This is a genomic window from Flavobacterium xizangense, assembly GCF_054075145.1.
The window spans coordinates 48,014-62,162 of the sequence record NZ_JBSIPG010000002.1; the positions used below are offsets into that span (position 1 = coordinate 48,014).

Below are 14,149 nucleotides of genomic sequence, written 5' to 3' on the forward strand. Positions count from 1 at the left end.
AATTATTAATGAAAAGCCAAAAAACCAAATTAACAATTAACAATTAACAATTAACAATTAACAATTAACAATTAACCTCGAATCACCAAAAACCAATCCTATAGCAAAGATTTACCAATTATGAAAAATAAGAAACATAACGATAAAGGACTGAAAAATGACATGCTGATTGCTGTGCCTGTTATAACAGATGAAATAAAACCTAACAGTAAAAGCAAGAAAAGCAAAACTGAGGAATCAATTCTTAGTGATGCTGAGTTTCTTAAAATTTTGCTGAAAGTAAAAAATGGTAATTTTTCCCAACGTTTCCCTACCGATCAGGATGGAACAAAAAGAGCCATTTGCGATACTTTAAACGAAATAATTGACCTGAACGAAAGAATGGTTTTTGAATTTCAGAAGGTTGGAAAAAGCATTGGTAAACAAGGAAAATTGACCAATCGTGTCGTTTTAGACGGAGCACGCGGTTCTTGGAGTTCCTGTGTGGATTCCGTAAACACTTTGATTTCCGATTTAGTTCACCCTACAATTGAAATTGCGCACGTAATTACCTCAGTTGCAAAAGGAAATTTATCACAGGAAATGCCTTTAGCTATTGAAGGAAATCCGTTGCAGGGAGAGTTTCTCAGAATTGCAAAAGAAGTAAACGCCATGGTAAAACAGTTGAACCTTTTTTCTATGGAAGTTACGCGTGTAGCGCGCGAAGTGGGAACTGAGGGAAAACTGGGCGGTCAGGCAAAAGTTCGGGGTGTTGGTGGAGTTTGGAAAGATTTGACGGATTCAGTAAATAAGATGGCTTCCAATCTTACCGGACAAGTTAGAAATATCGCCGATGTAACAACCGCGGTGGCAAAAGGAGATTTATCCAAAAAAATTACTGTTGACGTAAAAGGAGAAATTCAGGAATTAAAAAACACCATCAATACGATGGTGGATCAGCTGAACTCGTTTTCTTCTGAGGTAACTCGTGTGGCGCGTGAGGTTGGTACCGAAGGAAAACTAGGCGGTCAGGCGCAGGTAAAAGGTGTTGGTGGAACTTGGAAAGATTTAACGGATTCCGTTAACCAAATGGCATCCAATCTTACCGGGCAAGTACGTAATATCGCCGATGTAACAACAGCGGTGGCAAAAGGAGATCTTTCGAAAAAAATTACCGTTGACGTAAAAGGGGAAATTCTGGAACTAAAAGACACTATCAATACCATGGTGGATCAGTTAAATTCCTTCTCTTCTGAGGTAACTCGTGTGGCACGAGAAGTAGGTTCTGAAGGGAAACTGGGAGGTCAGGCAAAAGTACGTGGTGTTGGTGGAGTTTGGAAAGATTTAACCGATTCGGTGAACCAAATGGCATCCAACTTAACCGGACAAGTTAGAAACATTGCCGAAGTAACAACAGCCGTAGCAAAAGGAGATTTATCGAAAAAAATTACCGTAAATGTTGAGGGAGAAATCCTCGAACTAAAAAATACCATCAATACGATGGTGGATCAGCTGAACTCTTTTGGTGCCGAGGTAACTCGTGTGGCACGTGAAGTAGGTTCTGAAGGAAAATTGGGAGGTCAGGCCAAAGTAAAAGGTGTTGGTGGAACCTGGAAAGATTTAACGGATTCGGTAAACCAAATGGCATCCAACTTAACCGGACAAGTACGAAATATTGCCGAAGTAACGACAGCCGTTGCAAATGGTGACCTTTCGAAAAAAATTACGGCAGTAGCCGAAGGGGAAATTCTCGAATTGAAAAAAACCATTAATACGATGGTGGATCAGCTGAACTCCTTCTCTTCTGAAGTAACGCGTGTGGCGCTTGAAGTTGGTACTGAAGGAAAACTCGGTGGTCAAGCAAAAGTAAAAGGTGTGGGCGGAACATGGAAAGATTTAACTGATTCGGTGAACCAAATGGCATCCAACTTAACCGGGCAAGTACGAAACATCGCCGAAGTAACAACAGCTGTTGCAAAAGGAGATTTATCCCGACAAATTACCGTTGATACCAAAGGAGAGATTTTAGAGCTTAAAAACACCATCAATACCATGGTGGGTCAGCTGAATTCCTTTGCGTCTGAGGTAACTCGTGTAGCGCGTGAGGTAGGTACCGAAGGAAAACTGGGAGGACAAGCGCAGGTTGAAGGTGTCGGCGGAACATGGAAAGATTTAACGGATTCTGTTAACCAAATGGCATCCAACTTAACTGGCCAAGTTCGTAATATCGCCGAAGTTACGACTGCCGTGGCAAAGGGCGACCTTTCACTTCAAATTACGGTAGACGTAAAAGGAGAAATCTTAGAATTAAAAAATACGATTAATACCATGGTGGATCAGCTTCGAGGCTTTGCTTCGGAGGTTACAAGGGTTTCGCGAGAAGTTGGAACTGAAGGAAAACTGGGAGGGCAAGCAAACGTTCCTGGAGTTGCGGGAACTTGGAAAGATTTAACCGATTCAGTAAATCAAATGGCGGGAAATCTTACCGCTCAGGTGCGTAACATTGCCGATGTGGCGATTGCCGTTGCGAATGGAGATATGTCCCGAAAAATTACGGTTGACGTAGCTGGAGAAATTCTGCAATTAAAAGAAACGCTAAATACAATGGTGGATCAGCTTCGTGAATTTGCTTCAGAAGTTACGCGTGTGGCGCGTGAAGTTGGTACTGAAGGAAAATTGGGAGGTCAGGCCAACGTACCGGGTGTTGCCGGAACATGGAAGGATTTGACGGATTCGGTGAACCAAATGGCGGGTAACTTAACTACTCAGGTTCGTAATATCGCCGAAGTAACCATTGCTGTTGCCAACGGAGATATGTCCAAGAAAATTACCGCCGACGTTCGTGGAGAGATTCTTCAATTAAAAGAAACCGTAAATACTATGGTAGATCAGCTTCGTGCTTTTGCTTCTGAGGTAACTCGTGTGGCACGTGAAGTTGGTACAGACGGAAAACTAGGCGGTCAGGCATTCGTTCCTGGAGTTGCCGGTACATGGAAAGATTTAACGGATTCCGTGAACCAAATGGCATCGAACTTAACCGGTCAGGTTCGTAACATTGCTGATGTTACCAAAGCCGTGGCAAATGGTGACCTTTCGAAACAAATTACCGTTGACGTAAAAGGGGAAATTCTGGATCTGAAAAACACTTTCAATACAATGGTGGAACAGTTAAATTCCTTTTCTTCTGAGGTTACTCGTGTGGCACGTGAAGTGGGTACGGAAGGGAAATTAGGAGGACAATCGGAAGTAAAAGGTGTCGCCGGAACCTGGAAAGATTTAACGGATTCGGTTAACGTCATGGCTTCAAATTTAACGGGACAAGTTCGTGGAATTGCTAAAGTTGTAACTTCTGTAGCAAAAGGAAATCTGAAACAAAAACTTTCTATTGATGCTAAAGGTGAAGTGGCGCAATTAACGGATACAATCAACGAAATGATTGACACACTCGCGACTTTTTCTGATCAGGTAACAACGGTGGCACGTGAAGTGGGTGCTGAAGGAAAACTGGGTGGACAAGCAAACGTTCCTGGAGCTTCAGGAACCTGGAAAAACTTAACAGAAAACGTAAATCAGTTAGCGGCAAATCTTACGACTCAGGTACGTGCAATTTCTGAGGTTGCATCGGCGGTAACGCAGGGAGATTTGACGAGAACAATTGGTGTTGAAGCAAAAGGTGAAGTTGAGGCGCTCAAAGATACTATCAACCAAATGATTTCAAATCTTAAGGCAACTACTTTGCGAAATCAGGAACAAGATTGGCTGAAATCGAATTTAGCTAAATTTACGCAAATGCTTCAAGGTCAAAAAGAATTGAATGCGGTTACTAAAAAAATCCTTTCTGAACTTGCTGCAGTTGTTACGGCACAGCATGGGCTTTTCTATATTTTAGAAGAAGGTGAAGATTTTATGGATTCCAAATTGAATCTGATTGCTTCTTATGCTTACATTAAAAGAAAAGATTCCATCACGCAATATGCAATGGGCGAAGGACTTATTGGTCAGGTTGCTATTGAAAAAGAACGAGTAATTTTAAGCAATGTTCCGAAAGATTACATCCGAATTAATTCGGGACTTGGAGATGCTAAACCAAAAGATGTCATCATTCTTCCGGTTTTATTTGAAGGAAGACTTAAAGCGGTAATTGAGTTAGCGTCGCTTGATACTTTTAACCAAACACACTTAGATTTCCTTGAAGGTTTAACGGAAAGTATCGGAATTGTATTGAATACCATTGAATCCAATTCAAGAACCGAAGAATTATTGGTTCAGTCGCAATCATTGGCAAACGAGCTGAAAAGTCAGCAGGAAGTATTGAAAAACACTAATGAGGAACTTGAAGAAAAAGCGATTTTATTGGCCAACCAAAAAGAGGAAGTTGAACTTAAAAACCAGGAAGTTGAGGTTGCGAGAAAAGCTCTGGAAGAAAAAGCCGATCAGCTTACATTAACATCCAAATACAAATCGGAATTCCTTGCGAATATGTCACATGAATTAAGAACGCCGCTTAACAGTTTGCAAATTTTGGCCAATGAATTAATCGCCAATCGTGACGGAAATTTATCTGAAAAACAAATTCAGTTTGCCAAAACAATCAATTCCTGCGGTGATGACCTTATTCAGTTAATTAATGACATTCTGGATCTTTCTAAAATTGAATCTGGTTATATTTCTGTGGATTATAATCCGATTAGTTTTGCTGAAATCAGCCGATTTGTGGAATCAACCTTCAACCCTATTTCTCAGGCAAAACATCTTGATTTTGAAATATTGATGGACGATAATCTTCCTGAATTAATGGAAACTGATTCACAGCGATTAAATCAAATTCTGAAAAATCTGTTATCCAATTCATTCAAATTTACCGAAAAAGGCCAAGTCCGATTAAGCATTTACAAAGCAGATAATAATTGGAAAACAAAAAACAATAATCTGGAAAATGCTGAAGCTGTCGTGGCATTCGAAATTTCAGATACCGGAATCGGAATTTCAAAAGAAAAACAAAATATCATTTTTGAAGCCTTCCAGCAGGCAGAAGGTTCTACAAGCCGTAAATATGGGGGAACTGGATTAGGATTATCCATCAGCCGCGGACTTTCTGATTTATTAGGCGGAAGTATCGAACTCGAAAGTGATACCAATATTGGAAGCAAATTCACTTTATTCCTGCCACTAAAATTTGTTCATAATACTGAAATTGAAGAAATAAGCGTCAATGAAGAAACAAATGTAATTCACGCCGGAAAAAGTCGTTTAAAATCGCTTCCGTCAGCTAGTTTCAATAAATCAGATGTTGATTTGTATTTTGTGGATGAAGTTGGTGACGACCGCGCCAATATTAGGCCAAATGACAAAATTCTCTTAATTGCTGAAGACAATATAACTTTTGCAAAAATCCTTCTGGAAAGAGCGCATCAGCATGATATTAAAGCTGTTGTAACCACTAAAGGAAATGATGTAATTGACTATATCAATCAGTTTCAACCTCATGCTATCACAATGGATTTGAATATGCCGGATACCAGCGGATGGAAAATTCTCGATCGCCTTAAAACTGATTTTACGTTAAGACACATTCCGGTTTATATCATTTCGGGAGAAGATGAAAGAAATAAAGGCTTAAAACGTGGCGCCAGAAACTTTCTTGTAAAACCGGTAAAAAATGATTTACTGACTGCAATGTTTAACGATATTCATGATTTCAAAAATAAAAAAGAAAAAAATCTTCTAGTAGTTGATGATAATCCCGTGGATTTAAAGCTAATTGTAGAGGCGGTCAAAGGTGATGACATTTCAATATCAACGGCTCTAACAGCAGAAGCAGCTGTAGAATTAATCAAAGAAAAATCCTTCGACTGTATTATATTGGATTTATTTCTTCCAGATGCTGACGGTCTTGACTTAATTAATGATCTCGAAAATAATATAAATACTCAGGAAACAACCATAATTATCCATTCTGCGGGCGACGTCAATAAAAAACAAAGAAGCAAACTCAATCGTTTTGCTTATAGTATTATAACAAAAAGCGCCACTTCGATTGATGAATTGGTCGATCAGACTGCCCTATTCCTCCATCGTGTGCATAAAGACATGCCTGACAGCATGAGGGAACGAATTGAAACGTATTATTTGAAAGAAGATGTACTTATCAATAAAAAAGTGCTTCTTGTTGATGATGATGTCCGAAATTTATTTGCGCTTACAACTGCGCTAGAACGTTTTGGGTTGGATGTTATCAGTGCTGAAAGTGGTCATGAAGCTATCGAAATTCTAAATCAGAATGTCAAAATGGATATTGTTTTGATGGATATTATGATGCCGGAACTGGATGGTTATGAAACAATGAAAATCATCAGACAAAATCCAAAACATAAAGATCTAACCATTATCGCCGTTACCGCAAAAGCAATGAAAGGCGACCGACAAAGATGTATTGAATCTGGTGCTTCGGATTATATTACAAAACCGGTTAATGTAGAGCAATTATCTTCATTAATGAGAGTTTGGCTAAAATAATATTTTAAATAAAAAACATCATGGAACACGCTCCAGTTAAAATATTATTAGTTGACGACAAAAAGGAAAATTTACTTTCTCTTCAGGTAATTCTTGCTGATTTGGGATATCAATTTGTGGAAGCTACTTCAGGCAAGGATGCTTTGCGAATACTTTTGAAAAGTCAGGATTTTGCCATTATTCTGATGGATGTGCAAATGCCTCTTATGGATGGATTTGAAACTGCTGAACTCATTCGTCAAAGTGACAAACTCAAACATGTGCCCATTATTTTTCTCACTGCCAATATGAATACTTCCGATTATATTTTTAAAGGATACCAATCGGGAGCGGTTGATTATATGATCAAGCCATTATCCTCGGAAATTCTGAAGGCAAAAGTGATGGTTTTTACTGAATTGTATAAAAAAACAAGAGAATTACAGCTCAAAGAAGAAGAAGCAAATGCACTTAACGCCAAAATTATAAAGGCCAATGAAGATTTGGCTGCCCAATATGTAGCTATCGAAAAATATGCAAACGAATTAAAAAGAAAAAATACCGAATTAGATGCTTTCACTCACATTTCAAGTCATGATCTTCAGGAACCGTTGCGCAAAATCCAGACATTTTCAAATATTATTCTTGCAAAAGAATATGAAAATTTAAGCCCTGACGGAAGATTAAAGTTTGATCGCATTTTGTATTCGACCAATCGAATGCGTGAATTAATCAACGATCTTTTGGCTTTTTCCAGAACAAATATTATTGATCGCATTTACGAAAATACAGATCTTGAAACTATAATTGAAAATGTAAAAGAAGCGCTCAGAGAAAACATCAACGAAAAAAATGCTTTGATTATTACTGATCTACATGGAAAAATAAATATTATTCCATTTTTGTTCATTCAGCTTCTTGAAAATTTAATCAATAATTCACTGAAATTTTCTCAGAAAGAAGTTCCACTTAAAATTACAATTAAAAGCCGAATGGCAACTGGAAAAGATTTGCATAACGATAAATTAATTCCTTTGGAAACTTACTGTCATATCAGTTTTCAGGACAACGGAATTGGTTTTGAACCTGAGCACAGCGAAAAAATATTTGGCGTTTTTCAAAGACTCCACAGCAGGGATGTTTATGACGGAACAGGTATTGGCCTGGCCATTGTAAAAAAAATAGTTGAAAATCATAACGGAATAATTATGGCTACATCTCAGCCTATGAAAGGTGCTACTTTTGATATTTTTATTCCGCAATAAATTTTCTTCAAATAAAATAAAGAAAAACAAATTTAAAGATATCCCTCCAAATTGGAGTATCTTTAAAATAACTGAATTCAGCCTGTAACTGAGAATTTACGGCTGTTATTAAGCATTATTTTCTTAAATTTTTTATTGCTTTTTCAAGACTTTTATCAAAGTCTTCATCAGTTATTTTTTCTTTTTTAAAAGTTAAAACTTTGCTTTTGACAATAAAAAAGCAAACCGAAAATCCTAAAAAAATAATTGATATTAAAATGAGCTCTACTATTAAACTGTTTTCTGGGATATTACTTATCATATTTTTATTTTAAGATTTTGAAAAAAGAAAACTCAACTCATTCTTATATACGTAAACATCTCAATTATGGTTTAAAAAGACACTCCAAAAGGTGTTTGTTTTTTTAAAACGAAAAGATTGATTTAATTATTCCTCCCTTTTCTTTATTGTATTCTGTTCGAAATAGTTGAAATTTTACAAATACTTTCCTTTTCAAAATTTTTCTTTTCAAAAATAGTGTTATTTTTACACTTATTACTTTTTTTAAAATCCCAAACTTTACTAACCGATCAAAATACTGCAAAAAATGAGATATTTCTTTCTTAGTTTTCTCCTATTCATTATTTCAAATTCGCTTCGAGCGCAACAACTTTCAACATTTAGTACCGATAAAAATTTAAAACTTGAAATTTCTGTCGATAATGGCCTTGCTTACTACCAAGTATTTTTCCAAGGCGAAGAATTCCTTGCTAAGTCTCCATTAGGAATAATAAGTTCCGCTGGAGATTTTACGAAAGGACTTAAATTAATTGGAAGCAAAACAAATAAAATTCAGGAATCGTATCAACTGAATCGTTCTAAAGTAAGTCAGGTAAATTATAAAGCAAATGAAATAAATTGCACCTTTACAAACTTTGCTAATGACACGATAAACATCATTTTCAGAGTTACAAATACAGATGTTGCTTTCTCCTATTTGATCCCGAAAAGCAAAAAAAATACTGGAAACTGTACCATTGAAAAAGAAATTACTGGTTTTAAACTTCCTTCAAAAACCACCACTTTTATTACACCTCAAGCGCCGCCGTTAAGCGGATGGGAAAAAACAAAACCATCTTATGAAGAAGAATATACGAGAGAAGAACCAATTGGAACAAAATCACAATACGGACTAGGTTTTACTTTTCCGGCGCTTTTTCATTTAGGAAATAATGGCTGGCTTTTGATTTCTGAAACCGGAATCAGCGGAAATTATGTCGGAACCCGATTAAGCGACGCAAGTACAGACGGAATTTATACGGTTACTTTTCCACAAGAGGGAGAAAACAATCATGACGGACCTGTTACCGCTACTGCTCCACTTCCAATGCAAACTTCATGGAAAACAATAACAATAGGAAAAACGCTGAAACCAATTGTGGAATCAACCGCAGCTACAGATGTTGTAAAACCGCTTGTAAAAACACCAAAAATATTTGATGCAGGCCGCGCAAGCTGGAGCTGGATTGTCTGGCAAGATGAAAGCTGCAATTATAACGATCAAAAAACTTTTATTGATCTTGCGGCTGATATGAACTGCGAATTCATTTTAATTGATGCGCTTTGGGATGTCAATATTGGTAAAGAAAAAATGGCGGAATTGGTTAATTATGCCAAATCAAAAAATGTTGGTTTTTTGCTTTGGTACAATTCAAATGGAAATTGGAACACCGCTCCGCAAACGCCAAAAAACAAAATGAATACCTCAGAAGCCCGACGTTCAGAAATGAAATGGCTGCAGGAAATTGGCGTGAAAGGATTAAAAATTGATTTCTTTGGCGGAGACAAACAAGCAACTATGAAATTGTATCACGATATACTTGTTGATGCCGCAGAATTTGGTCTGAACATCAACTTCCATGGCGCTACCCTGCCCCGCGGTTGGGAAAGAATGTATCCAAATTATATGACGAGTGAGGCTGTTCTTGCTTCTGAAAATTTGGTTTTCCAACAAGGATTTAGTGATCGATATCCTTCAACAGCTACTATTTATCCTTTTACAAGAAATGCGGTAGCTTCAATGGATTTTGGTCCCGTTTTTCTGAACAAACGTCTGCATCGCGAACCAAATAAAGGCACAACGCGAAAAACAACGGATGCTTTTGAAATGGCAACAGCAGTTGTTTTCTTTTCCGCTGTTCAACATTGGGGATTAACGCCGGAAAACTTAAAAGAAAAACCAACTTACTTATTTGATTATCTAAAAAATGTTCCAACCGTTTGGGATGAAACTGTATATATAGACGGTTATCCTGGAAAATATTGTGTAATTGCCCGCAGAAAAAACACAAAATGGTATATCGCTGCCATTAATGGCGAAAACGCACCAAAAAATATCACGGTAAATTTACCAATGCTAAAAGGTAAAAATGTTTCTATTATAAGTGATGGTGAAGGCCAGGATTCAAAATTCAGTACAAAGAAATTGGATAATACTTCGTTCAATCTTGAACTGTCTGCAAATGGCGGAACGGTTTTGTTTATGCCTTAATTTTTCTAAAAAAAATACAAAAATCCCTGCGCACTTTATACGCGGGGATTTTTTATTTTTACTGAATTAGCATTTTTGCTTTGCTAAGAATCTTTTTTGCACTGTCAGAAGCTATAATCAAACCACCGCCCATCATAATTATATCTTTTAAAACCAGTCGTCCTCCGACAGAAAGATAAGGAAAACCAAACTCTGGTGTCGGGAAATCTCCTCCTAAATTTGGGACGTAAACTTCGGGCGTTGTAATCAAGAAAGACAAAGTAACAAAAGACATTCCGAAAGTTAAGAGTCCGCCCCAAAATCCAATTTTAGGAAACCAAATTCCTAAAAGAACCAATAAACCAATCGAAACAATGACAGTTCCCAATCCGTACGAAAAAATATAAGTGCCATTCTCTTCCTGCCATTTTATGTTTTTTTCGACTGTTTTGCCTTCTAAATTTTTGTGTAAGGTGTACGCTTTGACTTGTTTTCCTTCATTATTGGCAACCATTTTATTGGCATCTTTGTAAAAGAAACTCATAAAAGGACTATTTGCAACCAAGGGAACAATTCCGTCAGCTTCATATTTAAAAGCTTTTAAGCCTCCAATCCAAGCCATTACAACGAAAATAGCAATTCTTAAAAAGTGAACAAAATTGTTTTGTCCGCCAGCAATAAATCTTATAAATTTTTCCATTTTGATTATGTTTTAAATACACACCAAAATTAGTTTACAAGTGCCTGGATAAAAATGGACGTAAAGGAGTTTACATGGACTATTTTGCCACAATAGAAATACCGACTTCTTTTCGGAAATCCTTCGGGGAAATTCCAACATTCTTTTTAAAATAACGGCTGAAGTAAAATTCATCTTCAAAATTAAGATCAACGGCAATTTCTCTTATCGGCTTGACCGTTAAATGCAACAATTTTTTGGCTTCCAAAACAATGCGATCCTGAATAAGTTGCGAAGGTGATTTTCCGAAATGCTTTTTAATTCTTTTGCTGAATGTATTGACCGTCAGTTTGTATTTAGAAGCGTAAAAAGCTACTTCTTTGGCTTCCCGAAAATGTTCGTCCAGCAAATGCTGAAACTGTAAAATAGTTGCATTTCCAATTGATTCCTGAATTTCAGAAGGCATTTTCAACTGTTTTTCTTTGCTGCTCAATGCTAAAACAACCTGCAAATAAGATTTTAGTATCGAATCATCATAATCAAGTTTGGAATCTTCCACCTTTTTCATTCTTTCAATGATGCTGATAATTTCCTCGTAAATAAAATCAGAGATGTTTACAAAAGGTTCTCTGTAAATATCATTAAACAAAATTCCGTTGCAGGCCACTTCTTTTTTGTGATATTCAATACAATAAAAATCCCCATGAAAACTGACCTCGTTTATAAAAGGCGCTGAAGAATTATTCCATTTAAAGAATTGATATGGAGATAAAAAGACAAGACTTTTTCCGTCGCATTCATAAGCCGTTAAATCAACTGAAAAAGAAGCTTCTCCCTCAAATATCAGAATATAATAATACGGTTCGTTTATTTCTTTTGCAATAAAATCGGTTTTCTTTAATTCAATTTTCATAGCTGAGCTTCTTTTTCAGAAATCGGACAATACAAAATAGTTTATTCTTTTTTAGTAAATCCTTTTCTGGTCATTTCGCCCCAGCCATGCGTTCCCTTAATTTTTTCTTTATATCCCACTAATGCAGAATAAACGGTCATCGGATGAAAATACAAAGGTTCAATAAAAGCAGCTAAAAGAAGTTTGAAAAAGTCGGCATGTTTTGGGTATTTATGAAAAGTACGTTCTTCACTAAACAATGCCAAAACGGAAAAGAAAACGGCAAAAGTGTACACAAAAAGCAACAATAAAAGGAAAAAATGCCAATTTAGCAAACCAAAAAGTACGAATATAACCGTTATTAAAAGACCAATAAACTCAATTCCTGGCGCCAAAAATTCAAAGAATGTCCAATAAGGCACACTTACCATTCCTAGTATTTTGTATTTAGGATTCATAAACATTCTTTTATGAAAACTAAGTGTTTCAATTGTTCCTCTCATCCAGCGGCTGCGCTGTTTTTTGAATATTTTGAAATCTTCTGGGGCTTCTGTCCAACAAAGTGGATCAGGAATATAGCTTACCGAATAGGGCAATTTATTTTCAAGCATATAACGACGCATTCTCACGACCAATTCCATGTCTTCACCTACTGTTTTTGTACTATAACCTCCAGACAATAAAGCAATTTCTTTATCAAATGCACCGAATGCACCGGAAATCAGCAATAATCCATCCAGTCTTCCCCACGCCATTCTTCCTAAAAGAAAAGCGCGCAAGTATTCTAAAACCTGAATTCTCGGAATCATGCTGTCTGGAATATTTACCTCGACCAAACGGCCATTTTTAATAATACACTGATTTGCAATTCTGACTACACCGCCCGTTGCAATAATGCGTTTTCCGTGCGATTCCAGGAAAGGTTTTGCCAGTTTCAAAAGGGAATCTTTATCCAAAATACAATCCACATCGATACAAACTACATACGGGTTTTGTGCAATATTTAAACCTACATTCAGGGCATCGGCTTTACCACCATTTTCTTTGTCGGCCACAATTAATTTCTTGAAAGCGGCATTTCTTGAAGTATAAATTCCTTTTAGTTTTTTGGTTTCGATTTGTTCGTGAAAATCAAAATCGGTCAAAACAAGATCATACTTCTTGATCAGAATTTCCATCGAATTGTCTTTACTTCCGTCATTTACCACAATTACCTCATAATTATTGTAATTCAATGAAAGCAGGGATTTTACATTTTCTTCAATTGTAAAACCTTCATTGTAAGCAGGCGCAATTAACGAAAGTTTAGGTGCATAATCGCTTGTAAGCAATACTTCATAATCAACAAAACTATTTTTTTTAAGATAACTCCTGAGTTCTTTTGTAGAAAGATAGGCTAATATTAGATACGAAGACATGATCAATATAGCATAGCCCAAAATAAGTACTATGTATACATCCAAAAACCATATTAATTCGCTGTTTAAAAGACTCATTGGCTTGTAATTAAACTGTTAATGTCTGTAATACGTTTTGCGCTTCATACTGAATTAATGTATTCGGTGCGTGATCGATCAATTGCGATACATAAGGAAGTTTCTGGGTAAGTTTCAGCTCTTTTATAAGTTTTAATCCGAGTGTAATAACCGTTGTGTTTTTAGATTCCAATAAAAGTTCTACTCCTTTTGTATCTCCAATATCATGCTTTTTAAAAGCGCCAATAATGTTTAGCTGCATCCAATCATCAATAGGGTCAGTATGCTCAGCGAGGTGCACTATGCCTTTTGTTCCTGCAAGTTTTATACAAGCATTAATTGATGTGATTTTCAACGTCTTTTTTCGGGCTTTTGAAAATGTTATGATTGTTTCAAATGCTTCGTTTATATTAAATTCCGCCAATTCTGTAATTCCTTTGCATTTTACTTCCCATCTAAAATTTCGAAGTTTTTTGAACGAATCTTTTATCAAACCTGAATCTTGATAAAATTGTTCCAATTTTTGGGCAAAAACGCCATCATAATTTTTATGAAGATTTATAATCGTTTCCATTACAACTTCTCTGAAAAAGGCTTTTTTAAAAAGCGCTATCGAATTTTTATCTTCATTAATAACCGAAAAAGTCACATTTTCAAAAACAACAGCCGACATTAATTTTTCAATAAATTCACTATATTCAATTCTGCGTTTTTCTCTCTTTATATTTTTATTTCGACTCCAAACAATTACAAGATACAAAACAAAAGAAGCTCCAATAAATAAGTATATTGAAAAAATCAGAAACGGTACAACCCAGTCACCTTTTTCATATAATTCCAAAACTTTTTTCATA

8 protein-coding genes are annotated in these 14,149 nt (G+C 36.3%); 3 read left to right on the top strand and 5 right to left on the bottom strand.

The annotated features are described in order from the left end of the window. Window positions 1-120 precede the first annotated feature (120 nt). Both ACWA1B_RS05730 and ACWA1B_RS05735 read left to right on the top strand, forming a co-directional pair. Window positions 121-6,495, top strand: a complete 6,375-nt coding sequence (locus ACWA1B_RS05730; protein WP_456904949.1) for a HAMP domain-containing protein — start codon at window positions 121-123, stop codon at window positions 6,493-6,495. A 20-nt stretch (window positions 6,496-6,515) separates the two neighbouring features. Then, complete coding sequence (locus ACWA1B_RS05735; RefSeq protein WP_456904951.1) at window positions 6,516-7,739, top strand: sensor histidine kinase; 1,224 nt, start codon at window positions 6,516-6,518, stop codon at window positions 7,737-7,739. 115 nt (window positions 7,740-7,854) lie between these two features. Here the strand turns inward: ACWA1B_RS05735 and ACWA1B_RS05740 are convergent, their stop codons facing one another. Next, window positions 7,855-8,040 carry a hypothetical protein gene (locus tag ACWA1B_RS05740; protein ID WP_456904953.1) on the bottom strand — a complete coding sequence of 62 codons (186 nt, stop codon included), beginning with the start codon at window positions 8,038-8,040 and terminating at the stop codon, window positions 7,855-7,857. 286 nt (window positions 8,041-8,326) lie between these two features. On the opposite strand from ACWA1B_RS05740, the gene ACWA1B_RS05745 reads away from it, so the two are divergent. Then, window positions 8,327-10,270 (top strand): glycoside hydrolase family 97 protein, encoded by a 1,944-nt coding sequence (locus ACWA1B_RS05745; RefSeq protein WP_456904955.1) that lies wholly within the window; start codon window positions 8,327-8,329, stop codon window positions 10,268-10,270. A 58-nt stretch (window positions 10,271-10,328) separates the two neighbouring features. Here ACWA1B_RS05745 and ACWA1B_RS05750 read toward each other — a convergent pair whose 3' ends face one another. The 4 genes from ACWA1B_RS05750 to ACWA1B_RS05765 form a co-directional block, all read right to left on the bottom strand. After that, on the bottom strand, window positions 10,329-10,949 hold the full coding sequence (locus ACWA1B_RS05750) for a DUF417 family protein (RefSeq protein ID WP_456904956.1): 621 nt from the start codon (window positions 10,947-10,949) through the stop codon (window positions 10,329-10,331). Window positions 10,950-11,028: 79 nt separating this feature from the next. Then, window positions 11,029-11,841, bottom strand: a complete 813-nt coding sequence (locus ACWA1B_RS05755) for a helix-turn-helix domain-containing protein (protein WP_456904958.1) — start codon at window positions 11,839-11,841, stop codon at window positions 11,029-11,031. A gap of 41 nt (window positions 11,842-11,882) precedes the next feature. Further along, window positions 11,883-13,316 (bottom strand): glycosyltransferase family 2 protein, encoded by a 1,434-nt coding sequence (locus tag ACWA1B_RS05760; protein ID WP_456904960.1) that lies wholly within the window; start codon window positions 13,314-13,316, stop codon window positions 11,883-11,885. A gap of 10 nt (window positions 13,317-13,326) precedes the next feature. Further along, complete coding sequence (locus ACWA1B_RS05765; RefSeq protein WP_456904962.1) at window positions 13,327-14,148, bottom strand: hypothetical protein; 822 nt, start codon at window positions 14,146-14,148, stop codon at window positions 13,327-13,329. Between the last annotated feature and the right edge of the window lies 1 nt (window position 14,149).

Bases quoted from the DNA above. Each gene is read 5' to 3' on its own strand.
- ACWA1B_RS05745 (WP_456904955.1), top strand. From the start codon at position 8,327: ATGAGATATTTCTTTCTTAGTTTTCTCCTATTCATTATTTCAAATTCG.
- ACWA1B_RS05740 (WP_456904953.1), bottom strand. From the start codon at position 8,040: ATGATAAGTAATATCCCAGAAAACAGTTTAATAGTAGAGCTCATTTTA.
- ACWA1B_RS05735 (WP_456904951.1), top strand. From the start codon at position 6,516: ATGGAACACGCTCCAGTTAAAATATTATTAGTTGACGACAAAAAGGAA.
- ACWA1B_RS05765 (WP_456904962.1), bottom strand. From the start codon at position 14,148: ATGAAAAAAGTTTTGGAATTATATGAAAAAGGTGACTGGGTTGTACCG.
- ACWA1B_RS05760 (WP_456904960.1), bottom strand. From the start codon at position 13,316: ATGAGTCTTTTAAACAGCGAATTAATATGGTTTTTGGATGTATACATA.
- ACWA1B_RS05750 (WP_456904956.1), bottom strand. From the start codon at position 10,949: ATGGAAAAATTTATAAGATTTATTGCTGGCGGACAAAACAATTTTGTT.
- ACWA1B_RS05755 (WP_456904958.1), bottom strand. From the start codon at position 11,841: ATGAAAATTGAATTAAAGAAAACCGATTTTATTGCAAAAGAAATAAAC.
- ACWA1B_RS05730 (WP_456904949.1), top strand. From the start codon at position 121: ATGAAAAATAAGAAACATAACGATAAAGGACTGAAAAATGACATGCTG.